Source organism: Streptomyces sp. NPDC046805 (genome assembly GCF_040645355.1).
Classification (GTDB): Bacteria; Actinomycetota; Actinomycetes; order Streptomycetales; family Streptomycetaceae; genus Streptomyces.
Genome location: NZ_JBEYYC010000035.1, coordinates 44455 through 61378, shown reverse-complemented (window position 1 = coordinate 61378; position 16924 = coordinate 44455). Strand labels below are relative to the sequence as shown.

Below are 16924 nucleotides of genomic sequence, written 5' to 3'. Positions count from 1 at the left end.
GGACACAAGGACGCTTCCGTGGCGTCTGAAAGCATGCTGTCCGCCGACCGCCCGAGGGGAACCGAAGGGGCATTGTGGGGCATCCTCGTTGAGGGGACGAGCGGACATGGGGTGGAACATGTCTCGTTGGAAGCAACTGCCGGCCTCGCTGGACCCGCGCGTGCGGCAACTCGTCGTACAGCTGCGCCGGGTCAAGGACCACAGCGGGCTCAGCACGCAGGCACTCGCGGCCAGGACGGGCTACAGCCGATCCTCCTGGGACCGCTACCTCAACGGCAGAGCGGTGCCGCCGCAGCAGGCGGTGGCGGAGCTCGCCCGGACCTGCGGCATCGACCCGGCCCGGCTGCTGGCCCTGCACGAGGTGGCCGTGGAGCCGGGCAACGTGGCCGCCGACCACGCGGTGGACGCGGACAACGCCACGGACGCGGACGACGAACCGGAGGGCGGCCGGGGCCACTCACCCGGCCGTCGAACGCGCCTCACCGTCCTGGCCGCGGCCGGCGTGGCCGTGCTGGCCCTGACCGCGACCGTGCTGGTGTGGGCCGCGCCCTGGGACGGCGGCGGCGGAGGCGCGCGTGCCGGGCGACGGGCCGCGCCGTCCGCCACGTCGGACGAGGCCTCGCAAACGGTGCCGGGCCGGGGCGAGTTCGTGTACAGAGCCGGCAAGGACTACCCCTGCAAGGTGCACCGGGACAAGAACGGCCTGCTCTACGCCGGTTACAGCACGACCCGTACGGCCCTGATCGGCATGCAGTCCGCGCAGTGGAACGTGGTCGAGGCCCAGTGCCTGCTGCGCCACCACGGCTTCTCGCCCGGGATCATCGACGGGATGTACGGCACCCACACCGAGCGGGCGGTGGAGCGGCTGCAGGACAGGGCGCACATCGCCGTCGACGGGGTGGTCGGCGAGGACACCTGGGGGGTGCTGAGGAAATGACGTCGGCCGACCGGCCCGTGGAGTGCCACCGGCTGGCGACGGCCCTGCGCGAGCTGCGGGCGCGGACGGGGCTGAGCCTGGCCGCACTCTCGGCGAAGACGCCGTACAGCAAGTCCTCCTGGGAGCGCTATCTCAACGGCAGGACCCTGCCGCCCCGGCAGGCCGTCGTGAAGCTGTGCGAGCTGGCGGGAGCGGAGCCCGGCAGGCCGCTCGCCCTGTGGGAACTGGCCGACGCCGCGTGGAGCGGCCGCGCGGCGGGCGCGGCGCCGCCCCCGGCCGTCTCACCACCGCCGCCCGATGACGGCGGCGCCGGCCGTTCCCTCCGGCACCGGCGCGTTGCCCTGCTCGCCGGAGCCCTGGTCGGCGCGGCCGTCGCCGTGACCGCCGTCCTGCTGGCGACCACCGGCGCCCTCGAGACGGCCGGCACACGAGCGCAGGCACCGACCGCGACGCCCGCCCCGCAGGCCAACGGCTGCCATGGCGGCGGTTGCACGGGCAAGGACCCGGAGATGTACCGCTGCGGAGTCGATCCGTTGCCGACGACCCTGCGTCGGCGGACCTTCTCCGGCGGGACCGCCATCAAGATCCGGTACGGCGCCGACTGCGGCACGGTGTGGGCGCGCATCGACCTGGGGAACATCGGCGACCGCGTGGAGATCGTCGCGCCGCGTCATGCTCCCCTGCGGAGCGAGGTCAAGGACAAGGAGGACGCCAGTGGCTCCCTCTCCAGTCCCATGGTCGCCGTCGGCCGCCACGACCTGGACCGCGTGCGCGCGTGTCTCGTGCGCGACGGCCGACGGGACTGCTTCGGCACGCGGCCGTCCACCGGATCGCACCCACCCAGCCCGGGCGGCCGGTGAACGGTCACGTCACCTCGGCGGAAGTGGCCGCGGATCAGCAGCCGTTCGGCCCCACCCCGTCGATACGGGCGCCGAAGTCACCGAGGTAGTCCGAGCGCGAGTCGCCGACGTTCACTTCGTGCTTCTCCCACGTGTCCCAGTTGGTGAAGCAGGCGCGGGTGCTCGCCACGAACGAGCCCACGTGGTCGTGGAGGTTGGTCGGCATGTCGCGGTAGTCGATGGACGCCTGCCACTCCCAGCGGTCGCCGTGGAAGCCCTCCTCGCTCCAGAAGCACACCGAGCCCTTGGGACACGACGGCGGATCGGTCTTGGCGGAAGCCGCCTGGGCGGGCAGCAGCAGGGCGGTGACGGCGAGGGCGGCGGTGAGGGGCCAGGAACGAAGCTTCACGGGGCGCTCCAGGAGGGGGAGTTGGGATTCCTGAACGGATGTGCCCAGTTGACGCCATGCTCCCGGGGCGGCGCGGGGACACGCCCGGCCGCAAAATCGGCTTCACCTGTGTGATCCAACTAGTCGCTTCTTCGTACTTACGTGATGCCCGCGGGCCCCGTACGAGGGATTTGTCACCCCGCCCAGTGGGAACGTCTGTACAACTTTCGCCCACCACGGCGAGTCAGGAGAAGCGAGCGTGTCCACCGTGCGCTCGCCAACGCTCAAGGGGATGGGAAACCTCCATGACTCACCGGATATCCGGGCCTACCCGTGTGCTCGGAGTGGGAATCGCCGCCGGCGTGCTCATATCGGGCGTGGCGGCGGCCACGCCCGCCGTCGCGGCGACCACGCCCACCGTCAGCTGCACGTCCGCCAGAGCCGGCCTCGCCGACAAGCTGAAGAAGGACATCACGGCCGCGCTCGCGAGCCGCAGCGGCACCGTCGCCCTCGGTCTCTACGACCGCACCACCGGCACGACCTGCACCCTGCGCTCCTCCACCGCGTACGACTCGGCCAGCGTCGTGAAGGTCACCATCCTGGCCACGCTGCTGTGGGACGCGAAGAAGCACAACCGCTATCTCACCGACCGCGAGGTCTCGCTCACCAAGGCCATGATCACCAAGTCGGACAACAACGCGGCCAGCGCCCTGTGGAAGCAGCTCGGCCTGACCAAGATCAAGGGCTTCCTGAGCGCCGCCGGGATGACGCAGACCGTCCCCGGCACGGGCGGCTACTGGGGTCTGACCCAGATCACGGTCACCGACGAGCAGAAGCTGCTGAAGCTGCTCACCGCGAAGAACACCGTGCTGAGCGACAACTCCCGCGCTTACACCCTCAAGCTGATGGGCCAGGTCATCTCGTCCCAGCGCTGGGGCACCCCGTACGGCGCCCCGTCCGGCGTCGCCGTCCACGTCAAGAACGGCTGGCTGCAGCGCTCCACCCACGGCTGGCGCGTGCACAGCGTCGGCACCTTCAACGGCGACGGCCACGACTACATGATCACCGTGCTGACCCACGGCAACAGCACGATGAGTTACGGCGTCACCACCATCCAGAGCGTCGCCAAGGTCATCCACCGGGACCTGGTCTCCTGAGGCTTCCGGAGGGATGAAATCGGCTCCCTCCGGCGTTGGTGCCTTCCGGAAGAGCAGGTCGAACGGAGGGCACCGCGTGACAACGCAGCAGGGGGACCGACAGGGCTGGGCACGGAGACTCGCGGGCTACGCCTGGCGCTCCCCCAAGGACGTCGTGCTCGCCCTCGGCTCCTCCATGGCGGGCATGGCCGTCCTGGCGTTGGTCCCGTTGATCACCAAGGTGATCATCGACGACGTGATCGGCGACCACTCCCGGGCCATGGTGCCCTGGGCCGGCGCCCTGATCGGCGCCGCCCTGCTGGTCTACGTCTTCACCTTCATACGCCGCTACTACGGCGGCCGGCTCGCCCTCGACGTCCAGTACGACCTGCGGACCGACATGTACGGCGCGATCAGCCGGCTCGACGGGCGGCGGCAGGACGAGCTGTCCACCGGACAGGTGGTCGGCCGTGCCACCAGCGACCTGCAGCTGATCCAGGGCCTGCTCTTCATGCTGCCGATGACCATCGGCAACATCCTGCTCTTCCTGATCTCCCTGGCGATCATGGCCTGGCTGTCGCTCCCGCTGACCCTGGTCGCCCTCGCCGTGGCCCCCGCGCTCGGCTGGATCGCCCGCCGCAGCCGCACCCGCCTGCACCCCGCAACGTGGTACGCCCAGGCCCAGGCCGCCGCCGTCGCGGGCGTGGTCGACGGCGCCGTCAGCGGCGTACGCGTGGTGAAGGGCTTCGGGCAGGAGGAGCAGGAGACCGGGAAGCTGCGCGAGGTCGGCCGCCGTCTCTTCGCCGGACGTCTGCGCACGATCCGCATGAACGCCCTCTACACCCCGGCCCTCCAGGCGGTCCCCGCCCTCGGCCAGGTCGCCATGCTGGCGCTGGGCGGTTGGCTCGCCGTCCAGGGCCACATCACCCTCGGCACCTTCGTCGCCTTCTCCACCTATCTCGCCCAGCTCGTCGGCCCGGTGCGGATGCTCGCCATGGTGCTCACCGTCGGCCAGCAGGCCCGCGCGGGCACCGAGCGCGTCCTGGAGCTGATCGACACCGAGCCGACCCTCCGCGAGGGCACCAAGACCCTGCCCGCCGACGCGCCCGCGACCGTCGAGTTCGACGACGTGTCCTTCGGCTACGCGGACGAGCGCCCGGTCCTGGAGGGGCTCAGCTTCGAGATCCGCGCCGGGGAGACCCTCGCGGTCGTCGGCGCCTCCGGCTCCGGCAAGTCCACGGTCTCCCTGCTCCTGCCGCGCTTCTACGACGTCACCCACGGTGCCGTCCTGGTCGGCGGGCACGATGTGCGCGAGCTGACCCTGGACTCCCTCAGGGCCGCGATCGGCCTGGTCCCCGAGGACTCCTTCCTCTTCTCCGACAGCGTCCGCGCCAACATCGCGTACGGCCGCCCCGACGCGACCGACGAGGAGATCGAGCGGGCTGCCCGCGCCGCCCAGGCGGACCGCTTCATCGCCGAGCTGCCCGACGGCTACGACACCACGGTCGGCGAGCACGGCCTCACCCTCTCCGGCGGCCAGCGCCAGCGCGTCGCGCTCGCCCGCGCTCTGCTCACCGACCCGCGCCTGCTCGTCCTCGACGACGCCACCTCCGCCGTGGACGCACGCGTGGAGCACGAGATCCACGAGGCGCTGCAGCAGGTCATGGAGGGTCGTACGACCCTGCTCATCGCCCACCGCCGCTCCACCCTGAACCTCGCCGACCGCATCGCCGTCCTCGACGGCGGCCGGCTCGCCGACCTCGGCACCCACGAGGAGCTCCAGGAACGCTCCGCCCTCTACCGCCGCCTCCTCACCGACCCCGACGAACTGGGCGGCGTCTCCCCGGGCCACGCCCTGCCCGCGGCCTTCGAGGAGGACACCACCGTCCGCGACGAGCTGGACGCCGAGTTCGACGCCGAGCGCGGCGTCACCCCCCACCTGTGGACCGGCGACCGCGAGGCGAAGAACCCCGAGCACGCCGCCCTCGCCGGCACCCCGGCCACGCCCGAGCTCCTCGCCCGCGTCGAGGCGCTGCCCCCGGCGACCGACACCCCCGGCGTCGACGAGGCGCGCGCGGTGCGGCCGGAGGAGTCGTACGGCCTGCGCCGCCTGCTCCACGGCTTCGGCCTGCCCCTCCTCGCCAGCCTGCTGCTCGTCGCCGTGGACGCGGGCATGGGGCTGCTGCTGCCGGTCCTGATCCGGCACGGTATCGACCAGGGCGTCACCAGGCTGGCCCTCGGCGCCGTCTGGGCCGCGTCCCTGCTCGGCCTGTTCGCCGTCCTCGCCCAGTGGGCGGCGCAGATCGGCGAGACCCGGATGACCGGCCGCACCGGCGAACGGGTCCTGTACTCCCTCCGCCTCAAGATCTTCGCCCAGCTCCAGCGCCTCGGCCTCGACTACTACGAGCGGGAGCTGACCGGCCGGATCATGACGCGGATGACGACGGACGTCGACGCCCTGTCGACCTTCCTGCAGACCGGTCTGGTCACGGCGTTCGTCTCGGTCGTCACCTTCTTCGGCATCATGGTCGTGCTGCTGGTGATCGACGTGCAGCTGGCGCTCGTCGTCTTCGCGACCCTGCCCCCGCTGATCGTCGCCACCTTCTTCTTCCGCCGGGCGAGCGTGAAGGCGTACGAACTCGCCCGCGAGCGCGTGTCGGTGGTCAACGCCGACCTCCAGGAGTCGATGGCCGGGCTGCGGATCGTGCAGGCCTTCCGGCGCGAGCGGGACAGCGGGCGGCGGTTCGCCGAGCGCAGCGACGCCTACCGCAGCGCCCGCATCCGCGGCCAGTGGCTGATCTCCGTCTACTTCCCCTTCGTCCAGCTGCTGTCGTCGGTCGCCGCGGCCGCCGTGCTGATCGCGGGCGCGGGCCGGGTGGAGGCGGCCACGCTGACCACCGGTGCGCTGGTCGCCTACCTCCTCTACATCGACCTGTTCTTCGCCCCCGTCCAGCAGCTCTCCCAGGTCTTCGACGGCTACCAGCAGGCCACCGTCTCCCTGGGCCGCATCCAGGAGCTGCTGCGGGAGCCGACGTCCACGCGGTCCGCCGACGAGCCGCTCGACGTCCTCTCCCTCAAGGGCGAGATAGCCTTCGAGAACGTGCACTTCGCCTACGGCGACGACGAGCCGGCCCTGGTCGGCATCGACCTGCGGATACCCGCCGGACAGACCGTCGCCTTCGTCGGCGAGACCGGCGCCGGCAAGTCGACGCTGGTCAAGCTGGTGGCCCGGTTCTACGACCCGACGGGCGGCCGGGTGACCGCCGACGGCACGGATCTGCGGGCGCTCGACCTCACCTCGTACCGCCACCGCCTCGGCGTCGTGCCGCAGGAGGCGTACCTCTTCCCGGGCACGGTCCGCGACGCCATCGCCTACGGCCGCCCCGACGCCACCGACGCCGAGGTGGAGGCGGCGGCCCGCGCGGTCGGCGCGCACGACATGATCGCCACGCTCGACGGCGGCTACCTCCACGAGGTCGCCGAGCGCGGCCGCAACCTCTCCGCGGGCCAGCGTCAGCTCATCGCCCTCGCCCGCGCCGAGCTCGTCGACCCCGACGTCCTGCTCCTCGACGAGGCCACGGCCGCCCTGGACCTGGCCACGGAGGCCCAGGTCAACCAGGCCACGGACCGGCTGACCGGCCGCCGTACGACGCTCGTCGTCGCCCACCGGCTGACCACCGCCGCCCGGGCCGACCGGGTCGTGGTGATGGATCACGGGCGGGTCGCGGAGGACGGCACGCACGAGGAACTGCTGGCCCGGGACGGGCAGTACGCCGAGCTGTGGCGGACCTTCGTCGGTCAGGCCGAGCCGGAGGAGCCGCTGGGCGCCGCCCGCTGACGGCCGGTCACCTCGTTTGGTTGACGGTCGTGCAACCATCCGACATATGTCGCGCGTCCGTACAGCAGTACGGTCATCGCCGGTGCGTGGCCGCGGTACGGGAGGGGCGACAGTGGACAGTGGTGCGATACGCCGACGGTGCGCGGCCGGCGCGGTGGTGCTGGCGGCCTCCTGGCTGCTCGCGCTCGGGGCGCCGGGCAGCGCGCAGGCGGCGGGCGCGACCTGTGCCGGACACGAGGTGCGGACGCTGCCCTTCGCCACCGGCACCGTGCACATCCACAAACGCGACGGCTACGTCTGCGCCGTCACCCTCCCCAAGAAGCCCGGCACGCGCACGATGTCGGTCAGTGTGCAGGCCCGCGGCAACCTGCCCGTCGTGGACAAAGGGCGGTACACCTACCGGGCGGGCCCGGTGACGGTGCACGCCGGGCATCGGTGTGTGTGGGTGAAGGGCTCGGTGGGCCGGGGCTCGGTGAGTTCCGGCTGGATCCTCTGCTGAGGGCCGGCACCCCGCGCGCCGCTCACACACGCCGGGCGCAGCCCACCGGCTCGCTGCCGCCGAGCTGCACGTAAAGGGCGGTCGAGGACGGGCACTTGGACCGGACTCTGACCGCTTCGACGACCTTGTACTGCGGTCTCCGGCTCCCCGAGCCGTCGCAGGCCGTCTCGCGCACCCTGCCCTTCCCCGTGCTGTAGACGCAGTCGCCGGCGATCGTGCGCGGGCCGCCTCCGCCGCCGGGATCGCCCTGATGCGGCGGCTCCAGGGTGCGCATGCAGGCGTAGCCCTGGGGGATCGCGGTGCCGCCCTGACCGGGCGGCGGCCGCTGCGCGCCGATGTGCAGCACGAAGTCGGTGGTCGCCGGGCACGGCGGGCCGTCCCCGACCTTGCCGTCGTAACGGGCGACGACGCGGGCGGCGGCCCGTTCGCCGGTGCACGGCACCTCGGTGAAGCTGGTCGTCCCGAACGAACTGCACTCGTCCACGGCGAGGAACCGCGCGCCGTATCCGGAGCCCAGGGGCGCCGCCCCAGGACTGCTGCCGGGGCCGCCCCCGCTGCCGCCCGACGGCCGCTGACAGCCGGCCGTCGTCCCGACGGCCAGCGCCAGCAGCACGCCCGCCACCCGCACGCAGCATCTCCCGCCCGTCATCGCCATCCCCTCGGACGCCCTCGCCCAGCGTGGCCTGCGGCGGCGGGCCACGCCAGACATGCGGGAGGTTTTCCGCCCGTTGGGGGTATTACGCCCGATGCGGAGCGCGTGTCCTTCGTACGTCTAGTACGACAGCCCGTGCCCGATGGGATACAGCACCTTGCTCGGATCGTCCGCCCGCTGCACCGCAACCGGCAGCCTGCCCTGCGGGTTCACCTGGCCGCCGATCACCCGTGCGGCAGCGCGCAGTTCGACGTCGGTCCAGGAGTAGGACGCCAAGTAGCCGGGCACCTCCCGTAGTTGGGCGACGTCGTACGGATTCCTGATGGCGACCGCCACCACCGGCTTCCCGGTCTGGACGAGCCGCCGCACGAGCGTCTGCTGACTGCTGCCGGCCGTCACGTTGTACGTCCCCGCGATCACCGCGTCCGCGTCCTGCGCCGCGGCGACCGCCTTGGCGATGGTGGCGGAGGAGGGGGCCGTGCCCGTCGGCAGGACGGTGGTCGCGAAGCCCTGCTCGGCGAGCGCGGCGGCCAGGACGCTCGTGGGCGGACCCGTCGTCCCGGACGGGGAGGCCGGGTCGGGGCCCACGATCAGCAGCTTGGGCTGCGTGCGCCGGGACAGCGGCAGGATGCCGCCCTGGTTGACCAGCAGGGTCGTCGTCCGCTCGGCGATCCGGTCGGCCGCCGCGAGGTGCGCGTCCGTGCCCACCGTGCGGTCGATGCAGGACGTGCGGGCGTACGGGTCGTCGAGCAGCCCGAGCTTGTCCTTGAGGCGGAGGATGCGCAGGATCGACGTGTCGAGCCGCGCCTCGGTGAGCTCGCCCGACCGTACGGCCTTCAGCACCGCGTTCCACGCCACGTCCAGGTTGGGCGGGTTGAGGAGCTGGTCGACGCCCGCCTTCAGGGCGAGCACCGGCACCCGGTCGTCGCCGTACTTGGTGCGCACGCCCTCCATGCCGAGGGAGTCGGTCACCACGACCCCGTCGTAGCCCAGCTCCTGGCGCAGGATGCCGGTGAGGATCGGGTGGGAGAGGGTGGCCGGGTCGCCGGAGTCGTCGAGGGCCGGGAACTGGATGTGGGCGGTCATGATCGAGTCGATGCCGGCCCTGATCGCGGCGCGGAAGGGGACGGCGTCCAGCCGCTCCCACAGCGCCCGGCTGTGCGTGATGACCGGGAAGCCGAAGTGGCTGTCGACGGCGGTGTCGCCGTGTCCCGGGAAGTGCTTGGCGGTGGCCGCGACCCGGGCGGCCCGGTACCCCTTCACCTCGGCCGCCACCATCCCGGCGACCGCGTCCGGATCGGCGCCGAAGGACCGTACGCCGATGACCGGGTTGGCCGGGTTGACGTTCACGTCGGCGTCGGGGGAGTAGTCCTGGTTGATGCCGATCGCGCGCAGTTCGGTGCCGGAGATACGGCCGAGGGTGCGGGCGTCGGAAGGGGAGCCGCCCGCGCCCATGGCCATCGCGCCCGGGAACAGGGTGGCGGGCTTGCCGACGCGGCAGACGATCCCGTGCTCCTGGTCGGTGGTGACGAGGAGGGGCAGCCCGCGGGGCTGGTCCAGGGAGGCCTTCTGGATGCCGTTCGACAGGTCGGCGATCTGGTGGGGATCGCGGGTGTTGTGGGCCCAGGAGAAGTAGATGATGCCGCCGACGCGGTACTTGGCGATCAGCTCGGCCGCGGTCCGTACGCCGATCTCGTTCAGGTTGGCGTCGATGTCGGCCTGGTCCGGGGCGGTCGCCGAGTGGCCGTAGACCCGCATCACGAAGAGCTGGCCGACCTTCTCCTCGAGCGTCATGCGGGAGATGAGGGCGCGGAGCCTGGTGTCGGTGTCGGTGTCCGCGTGGGCCGTGCCGCTGATCGCCAGTGCCGCGGTGATGCCGGCGGTGGCGGCGAGGACGGTCCGTCTGGATGGCCGTGCGGTGCTTCCTGCGCCGTGTCTGCTTCCCGTGCTGCTGTCCTGCACGTGCGCTCCTTCCGGAGGAGAACCGCTGAAGGAAACTTCCGAGGAGTCACCAATATCCGGGAAGTTTCTTTCCGTCAAGGGATCGCACAGTAGCCAACGAGGGGCCGCCACCGGCGCTGTTGGAGGGAGGCGCGCCGATGACGGCGTGCTGCCGGCCGCGGCAGGGCGGAGAGGGTGGTGGGCTGTCGCAGCCGAAAGACGGGAAGGCGGGGCGGGAGTGCGGCCGGCGTCCTCAGGCGTGGACCGAGACCCGGGTCCAGTGGTGCTGCAGCGTGCGTACCGTCTCCGCGATGGCCGGGCGCCGGGCCGCTCCCGTGCGCCACAGTGCGTACAGCCGCCGTGCCGGGAGGGGATCGAGCGGCACCTCCACCACGCCGTCGGGCAGGGGGCCCCGGCCGAGCCGGGGGATGAGGGCGACGCCGAGCCCGGCCGCGACGAGGGCGATGAGCGTCGGGTTCTCCTCGGCCTGGTGGACGATGTCCGGCTCGCAGCCCGCCGTGCGCAGCGTCCGTACGAGCCAGTCGTGGCACACCCGTCCGGGCGGCTGGCAGATCCACCGCTCACCCCCCAGTTCCGCACGCCGTACGGACTTCCGCCCGGCGAGGTGATGCCCCACCGGCACCAGCAGATCGCACAGGTCCTCCCCGATCACCGCCTGCTCCAGCCCGGGCGGCGCGGGCAGCGGGGCGATGTCCCAGTCGTGCGCGACGGCCAGGTCCACCGCGCCCTTGGCGACCAGGTCCACGGACAGATGGGGGTCGACCTCGGTCAGGCGGGCGTCGAGTGCCGGATGCCGGCGGGCGAGGTCGGCGAGGACGGCGGGCAGCAGCCCCCGGGCCGCCGAGGGGAACGCCGCCACGGTCAGCCGCCCGGAGGGCAGGCCGCGCTGCTCCTCCAGATCGGTCTCGGCGCGCTCCACGATGGTCAGCAACTCATGGGCGGTGGCGGCGAGTTGCTCGGCCTGTTCGGTGAGCCGCACGCCGCGCCCGTGGCGTTCGAGGAGGATGGTCTTCGTCTCCCGCTCCAGCTTCGCGATCTGCTGGGAGACGGCCGAGGGCGTGTATCCGAGCGCGGCCGCGGCAGCGCCGACCGTGCCGTGCACGGAGACGGCGTGCAGGGCGCGCAGGCGTTGCAGGTCGAGCATGACCCACCCCGTTCATTTCATTAGAGACGCTTTATCCCATCATGCAGCAGGTTTTGCTGGTGCTTAACAGTCGGGCCGGGCGATCCTCGGTCCATGCGACCAACTCACATCTTTCTGGCCGTCCTTGTCGCGGCCGTCTGGGGCGTGAACTTCACGGTCATCGAGGTCGGCCTCGGCCACTTCCCGCCCCTTCTCTTCTCGGCGCTCCGCTTCCTGGCGGCGGCCCTGCCCGCGGTGTTCCTCGTCGGCCGCCCCAAGGTCGCGTGGAAGTGGGTCGTGGCGGTGGGCCTGGTCCTGGGCGTCGCCAAGTTCGGCCTGCTCTTCATCGGCATGGACGCGGGGATGCCGGCGGGCCTGTCCTCCCTCGTCCTCCAGATCCAGGCGGTCTTCACGGCCCTGATCGCCTTCGCGGTCCTCGGCGAACGCCCCACCTGGCTGCGGCTGTCGGGCATGGCGGTGGCGCTGTCCGGGGTGGGCCTGGCCGCCGTGGACGAGGGCGCCACGGGCCCCATCGGTGCCTTCGCCCTGGTCATCGGGGCCGCGGCCTGCTGGGGAGTGTCCAACGTCATCACCCGCAAGGCGTCCCCGCCCGACGCGCTGAACTTCATGGTGTGGGTCAGCACCGTCCCCGTCCTGCCGCTGCTCGCCCTCTCCCTCCTGACGGAGGGCCCCTCCCGGGACCTGTCCGCCCTGCGCGCCCTGGACTGGCAGGGCGCGGGCGCCCTCGTCTACGTCGCCTGGGTCTCGACGGTCTTCGGCTTCGGCGCCTGGGGCTGGCTGCTCCACCGCCACCCCGCGTCGACGGTGGCCCCCTTCTCGCTCCTCGTCCCCGTCTTCGGCATGTCCTCGGCGGCCCTCTTCCTGAACGAGCCGGTCAGCGGCATGCGTTGGGGAGCGGCGGCCCTGCTGGTGGGCGGCGTGGCGCTGACGTCCCTGGCGCCGTCGAGGTCCTCCGCCGCGCGGCAGGAGACCGGCGCCGCGCCCTGCGTCCCGGCCGTGGAGGAGCCGGTGGGCTGAGGCGGTCTCAGCGGGCCGCGTCCAGCAGCCGTACGAGGTGGTCGCGGCCCGCGGTCAGCAGGTCCGGAAGCGGCGTGGCCGTCTCGTGCCACCGCTTCTCGTACTCCCAGCAGAGCCAGCCGTTCCAGCCCTGGCCGGCGAGGACCTCCAGGCACGCGGTGAGCGGCAGGACGCCGGCGCCGAGGGGCAGCGGGGCGGTGTCGTCGGCCGCCGCGATGTCCTTGACCTGCACGTAGCCGAGATACGGGGACAGCGCCGCGTATGTCTCCCGCGGCTCCTCGCCGCCCAGCCAGGTGTGCATCACGTCCCACAGGGCGCCCACGTGGCGGTGGCCGACCGGACCGAGGACGCGGATCGCGTCGGCGCCGGTGCGGTGCGAGTCATGGGTTTCGAGGAGGATGCGGACCCCGAGATCGGCGGCGTGCTCGGCGGCGGTGCCGAGCCGGCGGGCGGCGACGGCGTCCGCCTCCGGCCCTGGCTGATCAGTGGCGGCACCCGGGAAGACGCGGACGAAGGGGGCGTGCAAGTCCCGTGCCAGGGTGAGGAGTCGGCGGATCTCGTCGAGCACGGGTTCGTCGTCGCCGGGTGCGGCGACCCGGGCGTACCCGGCCAGCCCCAGCACCTCGACCCCGGCCGCCTCGAACGCGGCGGCCACGTCCGCCCGTTCGGCGGGGCCGAGGTCCGGATGCACCGGCTCCTCCGGGTGGGCGCGCAGCTCGACGCCGTCGTAGCCGTGCGCGGTCGCCAGGGCCAGTACCTCGGGTACGGGCAGGCCGGGGACGCCGAGGGTGGAGAAGGCGAGCTTCATGCGTACGGACCCTACTCGCGCAGGGCCAGACGCCAGTCCTGTCCGACCAGATCCTTGCCGAAGGAGTGGTGCGGCTTCTCGGCCACGAGGGCGAAGCCGTGGCGCCGGTAGATGCGACGGGCGGCGCCGAGCACGTCGTTGGTCCACAGGACCAGCTCGCGGTGACCGGCCGCGCGCGCGAAGTCGACCACGGCTCCGACCAGTTGGTCCCCGATGCGCAGCCCGCGCGCGTCGGGCTCGACGAGGAGGAGCCGGAGCCGGGCGGTGGCGGGGGCGTCGTCCCGTACGCACATCACGCAGCCGACGGGGCGACCGGCATGCTCCGCGATCCACACCCGCTCCAGGCGCGGGTCGTGGTCCTGCGCGAAGTCGGCGACGATGCGCGCCACCAGCGCCTCGTAGTCCGCGTCCCACCCGTACTCGGCGGCGTACAGCGCGGCGTTGCGCTGCACGATCCAGCCGAGGTCACCGGGGCCGGGCTCGCGCAGCGCGACGTCCTCGGGGTCCGGCTGCGGGGAGTGCGTGTCCCCCAGAACGCTCCGGATCGTCCGCATCGCCTCCGCGAGGCGCGGTCGCTCGCCCACGTCGACGGTGTCGAGCAGCGAGCCGACGCTCTCCCGCGCCCGCTCGTCGAGCAGGCCGGCGGCCTCGCGGCCCCGTGGGGTGAGGCTGATGCGGCGTCGGCGCGGGTCCTTGTCGGAGGGCGCGCGCTCGATCAGGCCGTCCTGCTCGAACTTGTTGAGGATCCGGCTCAGGTATCCGGCATCGAGCGAGAGTTCGGAGCGGAGGTCGGCCGCGTCCGTGCGCGGGGAGTGGGCCAGCTCGTACAGGACGCGGGACTCGGTGAGGGTGTACGGCGCGTAGAGGTGGCGGCCGTAGTCGAGGGCGCCGATGAGGTTCGTGTAGAAGCGGTTGAAGGCGCGGATGTCGTGGACGGTCATGGTGGGCCCCGGTGATGCGATGACGATGGCCGGCCCGGACACTCGGGCCTCGGATGGTTGACTCAGTCAGAGATAATCTGATTCTAGAAAATTCCCGGACCGCTGTACAACCCTTCGCCCACCTCGCCTGTCGTATCTGGCGTCGGAACATCCGGAGGGGGATCCGGGGGGATCGCGGAGTTCCGGCGGAGGGGAAAGCCGAGGGGGCCCGGTCCGTCGACCGGGCCCCCTCGAACGCTCCCCGGTCGCTCGTGTCCGCGATGTCGGACCCGGCCTGTAGCGTCGGATCATGTCCAACCTGGCGGTACTCGAAGGCGTTCTGGAGCGGATCACGTACGCCAACGAGGAGAACGGCTACACGGTCGCCCGCGTCGACACCGGACGGGGCGGCGGCGACCTGCTCACGGTCGTGGGCGCGCTGCTCGGCGCCCAGGTCGGCGAGTCGCTGCGCATGGAGGGCCGCTGGGGCTCGCATCCGCAGTACGGCAAGCAGTTCACCGTCGAGAACTACACGACCGTCCTGCCGGCCACCGTCCAGGGCATCCGGCGCTACCTCGGATCGGGCCTGGTCAAGGGCATCGGACCGGTCTTCGCCGACCGCATCACGCAGCACTTCGGGCTGGACACCCTGCGGATCATCGAGGAGGAGCCGAAGCGGCTGATCGAGGTCCCCGGGCTCGGCCCCAAGCGCACCAGGCGGATCGCCGACGCCTGGGAGGAGCAGAAGGCGATCAAGGAGGTCATGCTCTTCCTCCAGACCGTCGAGGTGTCCACGTCCATCGCCGTGCGCATCTACAAGAAGTACGGCGACGCGTCGATCTCCGTCGTGAAGAACCAGCCCTACCGGCTGGCCGCCGACGTGTGGGGCATCGGCTTCCTCACCGCCGACAAGATCGCCCAGTCCGTCGGCATACCGCACGACAGCCCGGAGCGCGTCAAGGCGGGCCTGCAGTACGCCCTGTCGCAGTCCGCCGACCAGGGCCACTGCTTCCTGCCCGAGGAGCGGCTCATCGCCGACGCGGTGAAGCTGCTCCAGGTCGACACCGGGCTGGTGATCGAGTGCCTCGCCGCGCTGGCCGAGCCAGACGAGGAGGGGGCCGAGCCCGGTGTCGTGCGGGAGCAGGTGCCCGGACCGGACGGCGGCGAGTTCGTCACCGGCGTCTACCTCGTCCCCTTCCACCGCGCCGAACTCTCCCTCTCCGCCCAACTGTTGCGCCTGCTGCGCACCGGCGAGGACCGGATGCCGTCCTTCCGGACCGTCGACTGGGGCAAGGCCCTCGGCTGGCTCAAGGGGCGTACGGGGACCGATCTCGCGCCCGAGCAGGAGGCCGCCGTCAGACTGGCGCTGTCCGAGAAGGTGGCCGTCCTCACCGGCGGCCCCGGCTGCGGCAAGTCCTTCACGGTCCGCTCGATCGTGGAGCTGGCCCGCGCGAAGAAGGCGAAGGTCGTGCTGGCCGCCCCCACCGGACGCGCCGCCAAGCGGCTGGCCGAGCTCACCGGAGCGGAGGCCTCCACCGTCCACCGGCTGCTCGAACTCAAGCCGGGCGGCGACGCCGCGTACGACCGGGACCGCCCGCTGGACGCCGACCTCGTGGTCGTGGACGAGGCCTCCATGCTGGACCTGCTGCTCGCCAACAAGCTGGTCAAGGCGGTGCCTCCGGGGGCGCACCTGCTCTTCGTCGGGGACGTGGACCAGCTGCCCAGCGTCGGCGCGGGCGAGGTCCTGCGGGACCTGCTGGCGGACGGCAGTCCGATCCCGGCCGTGCGCCTGACCCGGGTCTTCCGGCAGGCCCAGCAGTCGGGGGTGGTGACGAACGCGCACCGGATCAACTCCGGGCAGCATCCGGTCACCGACGGCATGAAGGACTTCTTCCTCTTCGTCGAGGACGAGACGGAGGAGGCGGGGCGGCTGACCGTGGACGTCGCGGCCCGCCGCGTGCCGGCCCGGTTCGGGCTCGACCCGCGCCGGGACGTACAGGTGCTCGCGCCGATGCACCGCGGCCCGGCCGGAGCCGGAACCCTCAACGGGCTGCTCCAGCAGGCCATCACGCCGGGGCGGCCCGACCTGCCCGAGAAGCGGTTCGGTGGCCGGGTCTTCCGAGTCGGCGACAAGGTCACCCAGATCCGCAACAATTACGAGAAGGGCAAGAACGGTGTCTTCAACGGCACCGTGGGCGTCGTCACCTCGCTCGACCCGGTCGACCAGCGGCTCACGGTGCTGACGGACGAGGACGAGGAGGTTTCGTACGAGTTCGACGAACTGGACGAGCTGGCCCACGCGTACGCGGTGACCATCCACCGCTCGCAGGGCAGTGAGTATCCGGCGGTGGTCATCCCGGTGACCACCGGGGCCTGGATGATGCTCCAGCGCAACCTGCTCTACACGGCAGTCACCCGCGCGAAGAAGCTCGTCGTGCTCGTCGGTTCACGCAAGGCGATCGGTCAGGCGGTGCGCACGGTGTCGGCCGGACGGCGCTGCACAGCACTGGACTTCAGGCTGCGCGGCCCCGATTCGGGGCGCCGCGTCACCGCTCAGGACCGCCATCACGACCCTGCGGACCGGCGTCACGAAAAATGATCGATCAAATGAGTCGTATGGGTCACAGAGCACTTCCGGATACCCGTATTGAGGGGGCAGGATGTGCAGGCTGACGGCACTGAGTGCCGCCAGTAGGCCCAATGGTCGACCCCGAGTGCACTCTCCTGAGCCAAATGGGGGATGGTAGAGACAGTCAGGGCACCTCGAAGATGAGGCACTACGTC

General features: G+C 71.9%; 13 protein-coding genes. 7 read left to right on the top strand and 6 right to left on the bottom strand.

Going from position 1 to position 16924, the window contains the following annotated elements; translation table 11 throughout:
• The first annotated feature begins 118 nt into the window (after positions 1-118).
• Together ABZ910_RS30490 and ABZ910_RS30485 are read left to right on the top strand one after the other, a co-directional pair.
• Positions 119-937 carry a helix-turn-helix domain-containing protein gene (locus tag ABZ910_RS30490; RefSeq protein ID WP_361371232.1) on the top strand — a complete coding sequence of 273 codons (819 nt, stop codon included), beginning with the start codon at positions 119-121 and terminating at the stop codon, positions 935-937.
• A complete protein-coding gene (locus tag ABZ910_RS30485) occupies positions 934-1797 on the top strand; it encodes a DUF2690 domain-containing protein (RefSeq protein ID WP_361371229.1) in 864 nt (287 codons plus the stop codon). Before ABZ910_RS30490 ends, ABZ910_RS30485 begins: the two co-directional genes overlap by 4 nt.
• A 34-nt stretch (positions 1798-1831) precedes the next feature.
• On the opposite strand, the gene ABZ910_RS30480 is transcribed toward ABZ910_RS30485, so the two are convergent.
• On the bottom strand, positions 1832-2185 hold the full coding sequence (locus ABZ910_RS30480; protein WP_361371226.1) for a peptidase inhibitor family I36 protein: 354 nt from the start codon (positions 2183-2185) through the stop codon (positions 1832-1834).
• A 284-nt stretch (positions 2186-2469) separates the two neighbouring features.
• Here ABZ910_RS30480 and ABZ910_RS30475 point away from each other — a divergent pair, with 284 nt between their 5' ends.
• From ABZ910_RS30475 to ABZ910_RS30465, 3 genes are all read left to right on the top strand, one after another.
• Complete coding sequence (locus ABZ910_RS30475) at positions 2470-3321, top strand: serine hydrolase (RefSeq protein ID WP_361371223.1); 852 nt, start codon at positions 2470-2472, stop codon at positions 3319-3321.
• Positions 3322-3397: 76 nt separating this feature from the next.
• Positions 3398-7138, top strand: a complete 3741-nt coding sequence (locus ABZ910_RS30470; protein ID WP_361371220.1) for an ABC transporter ATP-binding protein — start codon at positions 3398-3400, stop codon at positions 7136-7138.
• Positions 7139-7250: 112 nt separating this feature from the next.
• Positions 7251-7637, top strand: a complete 387-nt coding sequence (locus tag ABZ910_RS30465; RefSeq protein ID WP_361371217.1) for a hypothetical protein — start codon at positions 7251-7253, stop codon at positions 7635-7637.
• A gap of 22 nt (positions 7638-7659) precedes the next feature.
• On the opposite strand, the gene ABZ910_RS30460 is transcribed toward ABZ910_RS30465, so the two are convergent.
• The 3 genes from ABZ910_RS30460 to ABZ910_RS30450 all read right to left on the bottom strand — a co-directional run bounded on the left by ABZ910_RS30460 (position 7660) and on the right by ABZ910_RS30450 (position 11395).
• Positions 7660-8346: a hypothetical protein gene (locus ABZ910_RS30460; RefSeq protein ID WP_361371214.1), complete on the bottom strand. Its 687-nt coding sequence runs from the start codon at positions 8344-8346 to the stop codon at positions 7660-7662.
• A gap of 63 nt (positions 8347-8409) precedes the next feature.
• Positions 8410-10251, bottom strand: coding sequence for a glycoside hydrolase family 3 protein (locus ABZ910_RS30455; RefSeq protein WP_361371212.1), 1842 nt, complete (start codon positions 10249-10251; stop codon positions 8410-8412).
• Between the two features lie 232 nt (positions 10252-10483).
• Positions 10484-11395 carry a LysR family transcriptional regulator gene (locus tag ABZ910_RS30450; protein WP_361371209.1) on the bottom strand — a complete coding sequence of 304 codons (912 nt, stop codon included), beginning with the start codon at positions 11393-11395 and terminating at the stop codon, positions 10484-10486.
• 93 nt (positions 11396-11488) lie between these two features.
• Between ABZ910_RS30450 and ABZ910_RS30445 the strand changes: the two genes are divergently transcribed.
• Entirely contained in the window at positions 11489-12412 is a 924-nt protein-coding gene (locus ABZ910_RS30445; protein WP_361371206.1) for an EamA family transporter, read from the top strand.
• 7 nt (positions 12413-12419) lie between these two features.
• Here ABZ910_RS30445 and ABZ910_RS30440 read toward each other — a convergent pair whose 3' ends face one another.
• Positions 12420-13220, bottom strand: coding sequence for a sugar phosphate isomerase/epimerase family protein (locus tag ABZ910_RS30440; RefSeq protein ID WP_361371203.1), 801 nt, complete (start codon positions 13218-13220; stop codon positions 12420-12422).
• Between the two features lie 11 nt (positions 13221-13231).
• Positions 13232-14161, bottom strand: a complete 930-nt coding sequence (locus ABZ910_RS30435) for a bifunctional helix-turn-helix transcriptional regulator/GNAT family N-acetyltransferase (RefSeq protein WP_361371200.1) — start codon at positions 14159-14161, stop codon at positions 13232-13234.
• Positions 14162-14450: 289 nt separating this feature from the next.
• Here ABZ910_RS30435 and ABZ910_RS30430 point away from each other — a divergent pair, with 289 nt between their 5' ends.
• A complete protein-coding gene (locus ABZ910_RS30430; protein WP_361371197.1) occupies positions 14451-16739 on the top strand; it encodes an ATP-dependent RecD-like DNA helicase in 2289 nt (762 codons plus the stop codon).
• Positions 16740-16924: the final 185 nt, after the last annotated feature.

Coding starts and splice junctions, on each gene's coding strand:
- ABZ910_RS30490 (WP_361371232.1), top strand. CDS start 119: ATGTCTCGTTGGAAGCAACTGCCGGCCTCGCTGGACCCGCGCGTGCGG.
- ABZ910_RS30485 (WP_361371229.1), top strand. CDS start 934: ATGACGTCGGCCGACCGGCCCGTGGAGTGCCACCGGCTGGCGACGGCC.
- ABZ910_RS30475 (WP_361371223.1), top strand. CDS start 2,470: ATGACTCACCGGATATCCGGGCCTACCCGTGTGCTCGGAGTGGGAATC.
- ABZ910_RS30460 (WP_361371214.1), bottom strand. CDS start 8,346: ATGTCTGGCGTGGCCCGCCGCCGCAGGCCACGCTGGGCGAGGGCGTCC.
- ABZ910_RS30450 (WP_361371209.1), bottom strand. CDS start 11,395: ATGCTCGACCTGCAACGCCTGCGCGCCCTGCACGCCGTCTCCGTGCAC.
- ABZ910_RS30445 (WP_361371206.1), top strand. CDS start 11,489: ATGCGACCAACTCACATCTTTCTGGCCGTCCTTGTCGCGGCCGTCTGG.
- ABZ910_RS30440 (WP_361371203.1), bottom strand. CDS start 13,220: ATGAAGCTCGCCTTCTCCACCCTCGGCGTCCCCGGCCTGCCCGTACCC.
- ABZ910_RS30435 (WP_361371200.1), bottom strand. CDS start 14,161: ATGACCGTCCACGACATCCGCGCCTTCAACCGCTTCTACACGAACCTC.
- ABZ910_RS30430 (WP_361371197.1), top strand. CDS start 14,451: ATGTCCAACCTGGCGGTACTCGAAGGCGTTCTGGAGCGGATCACGTAC.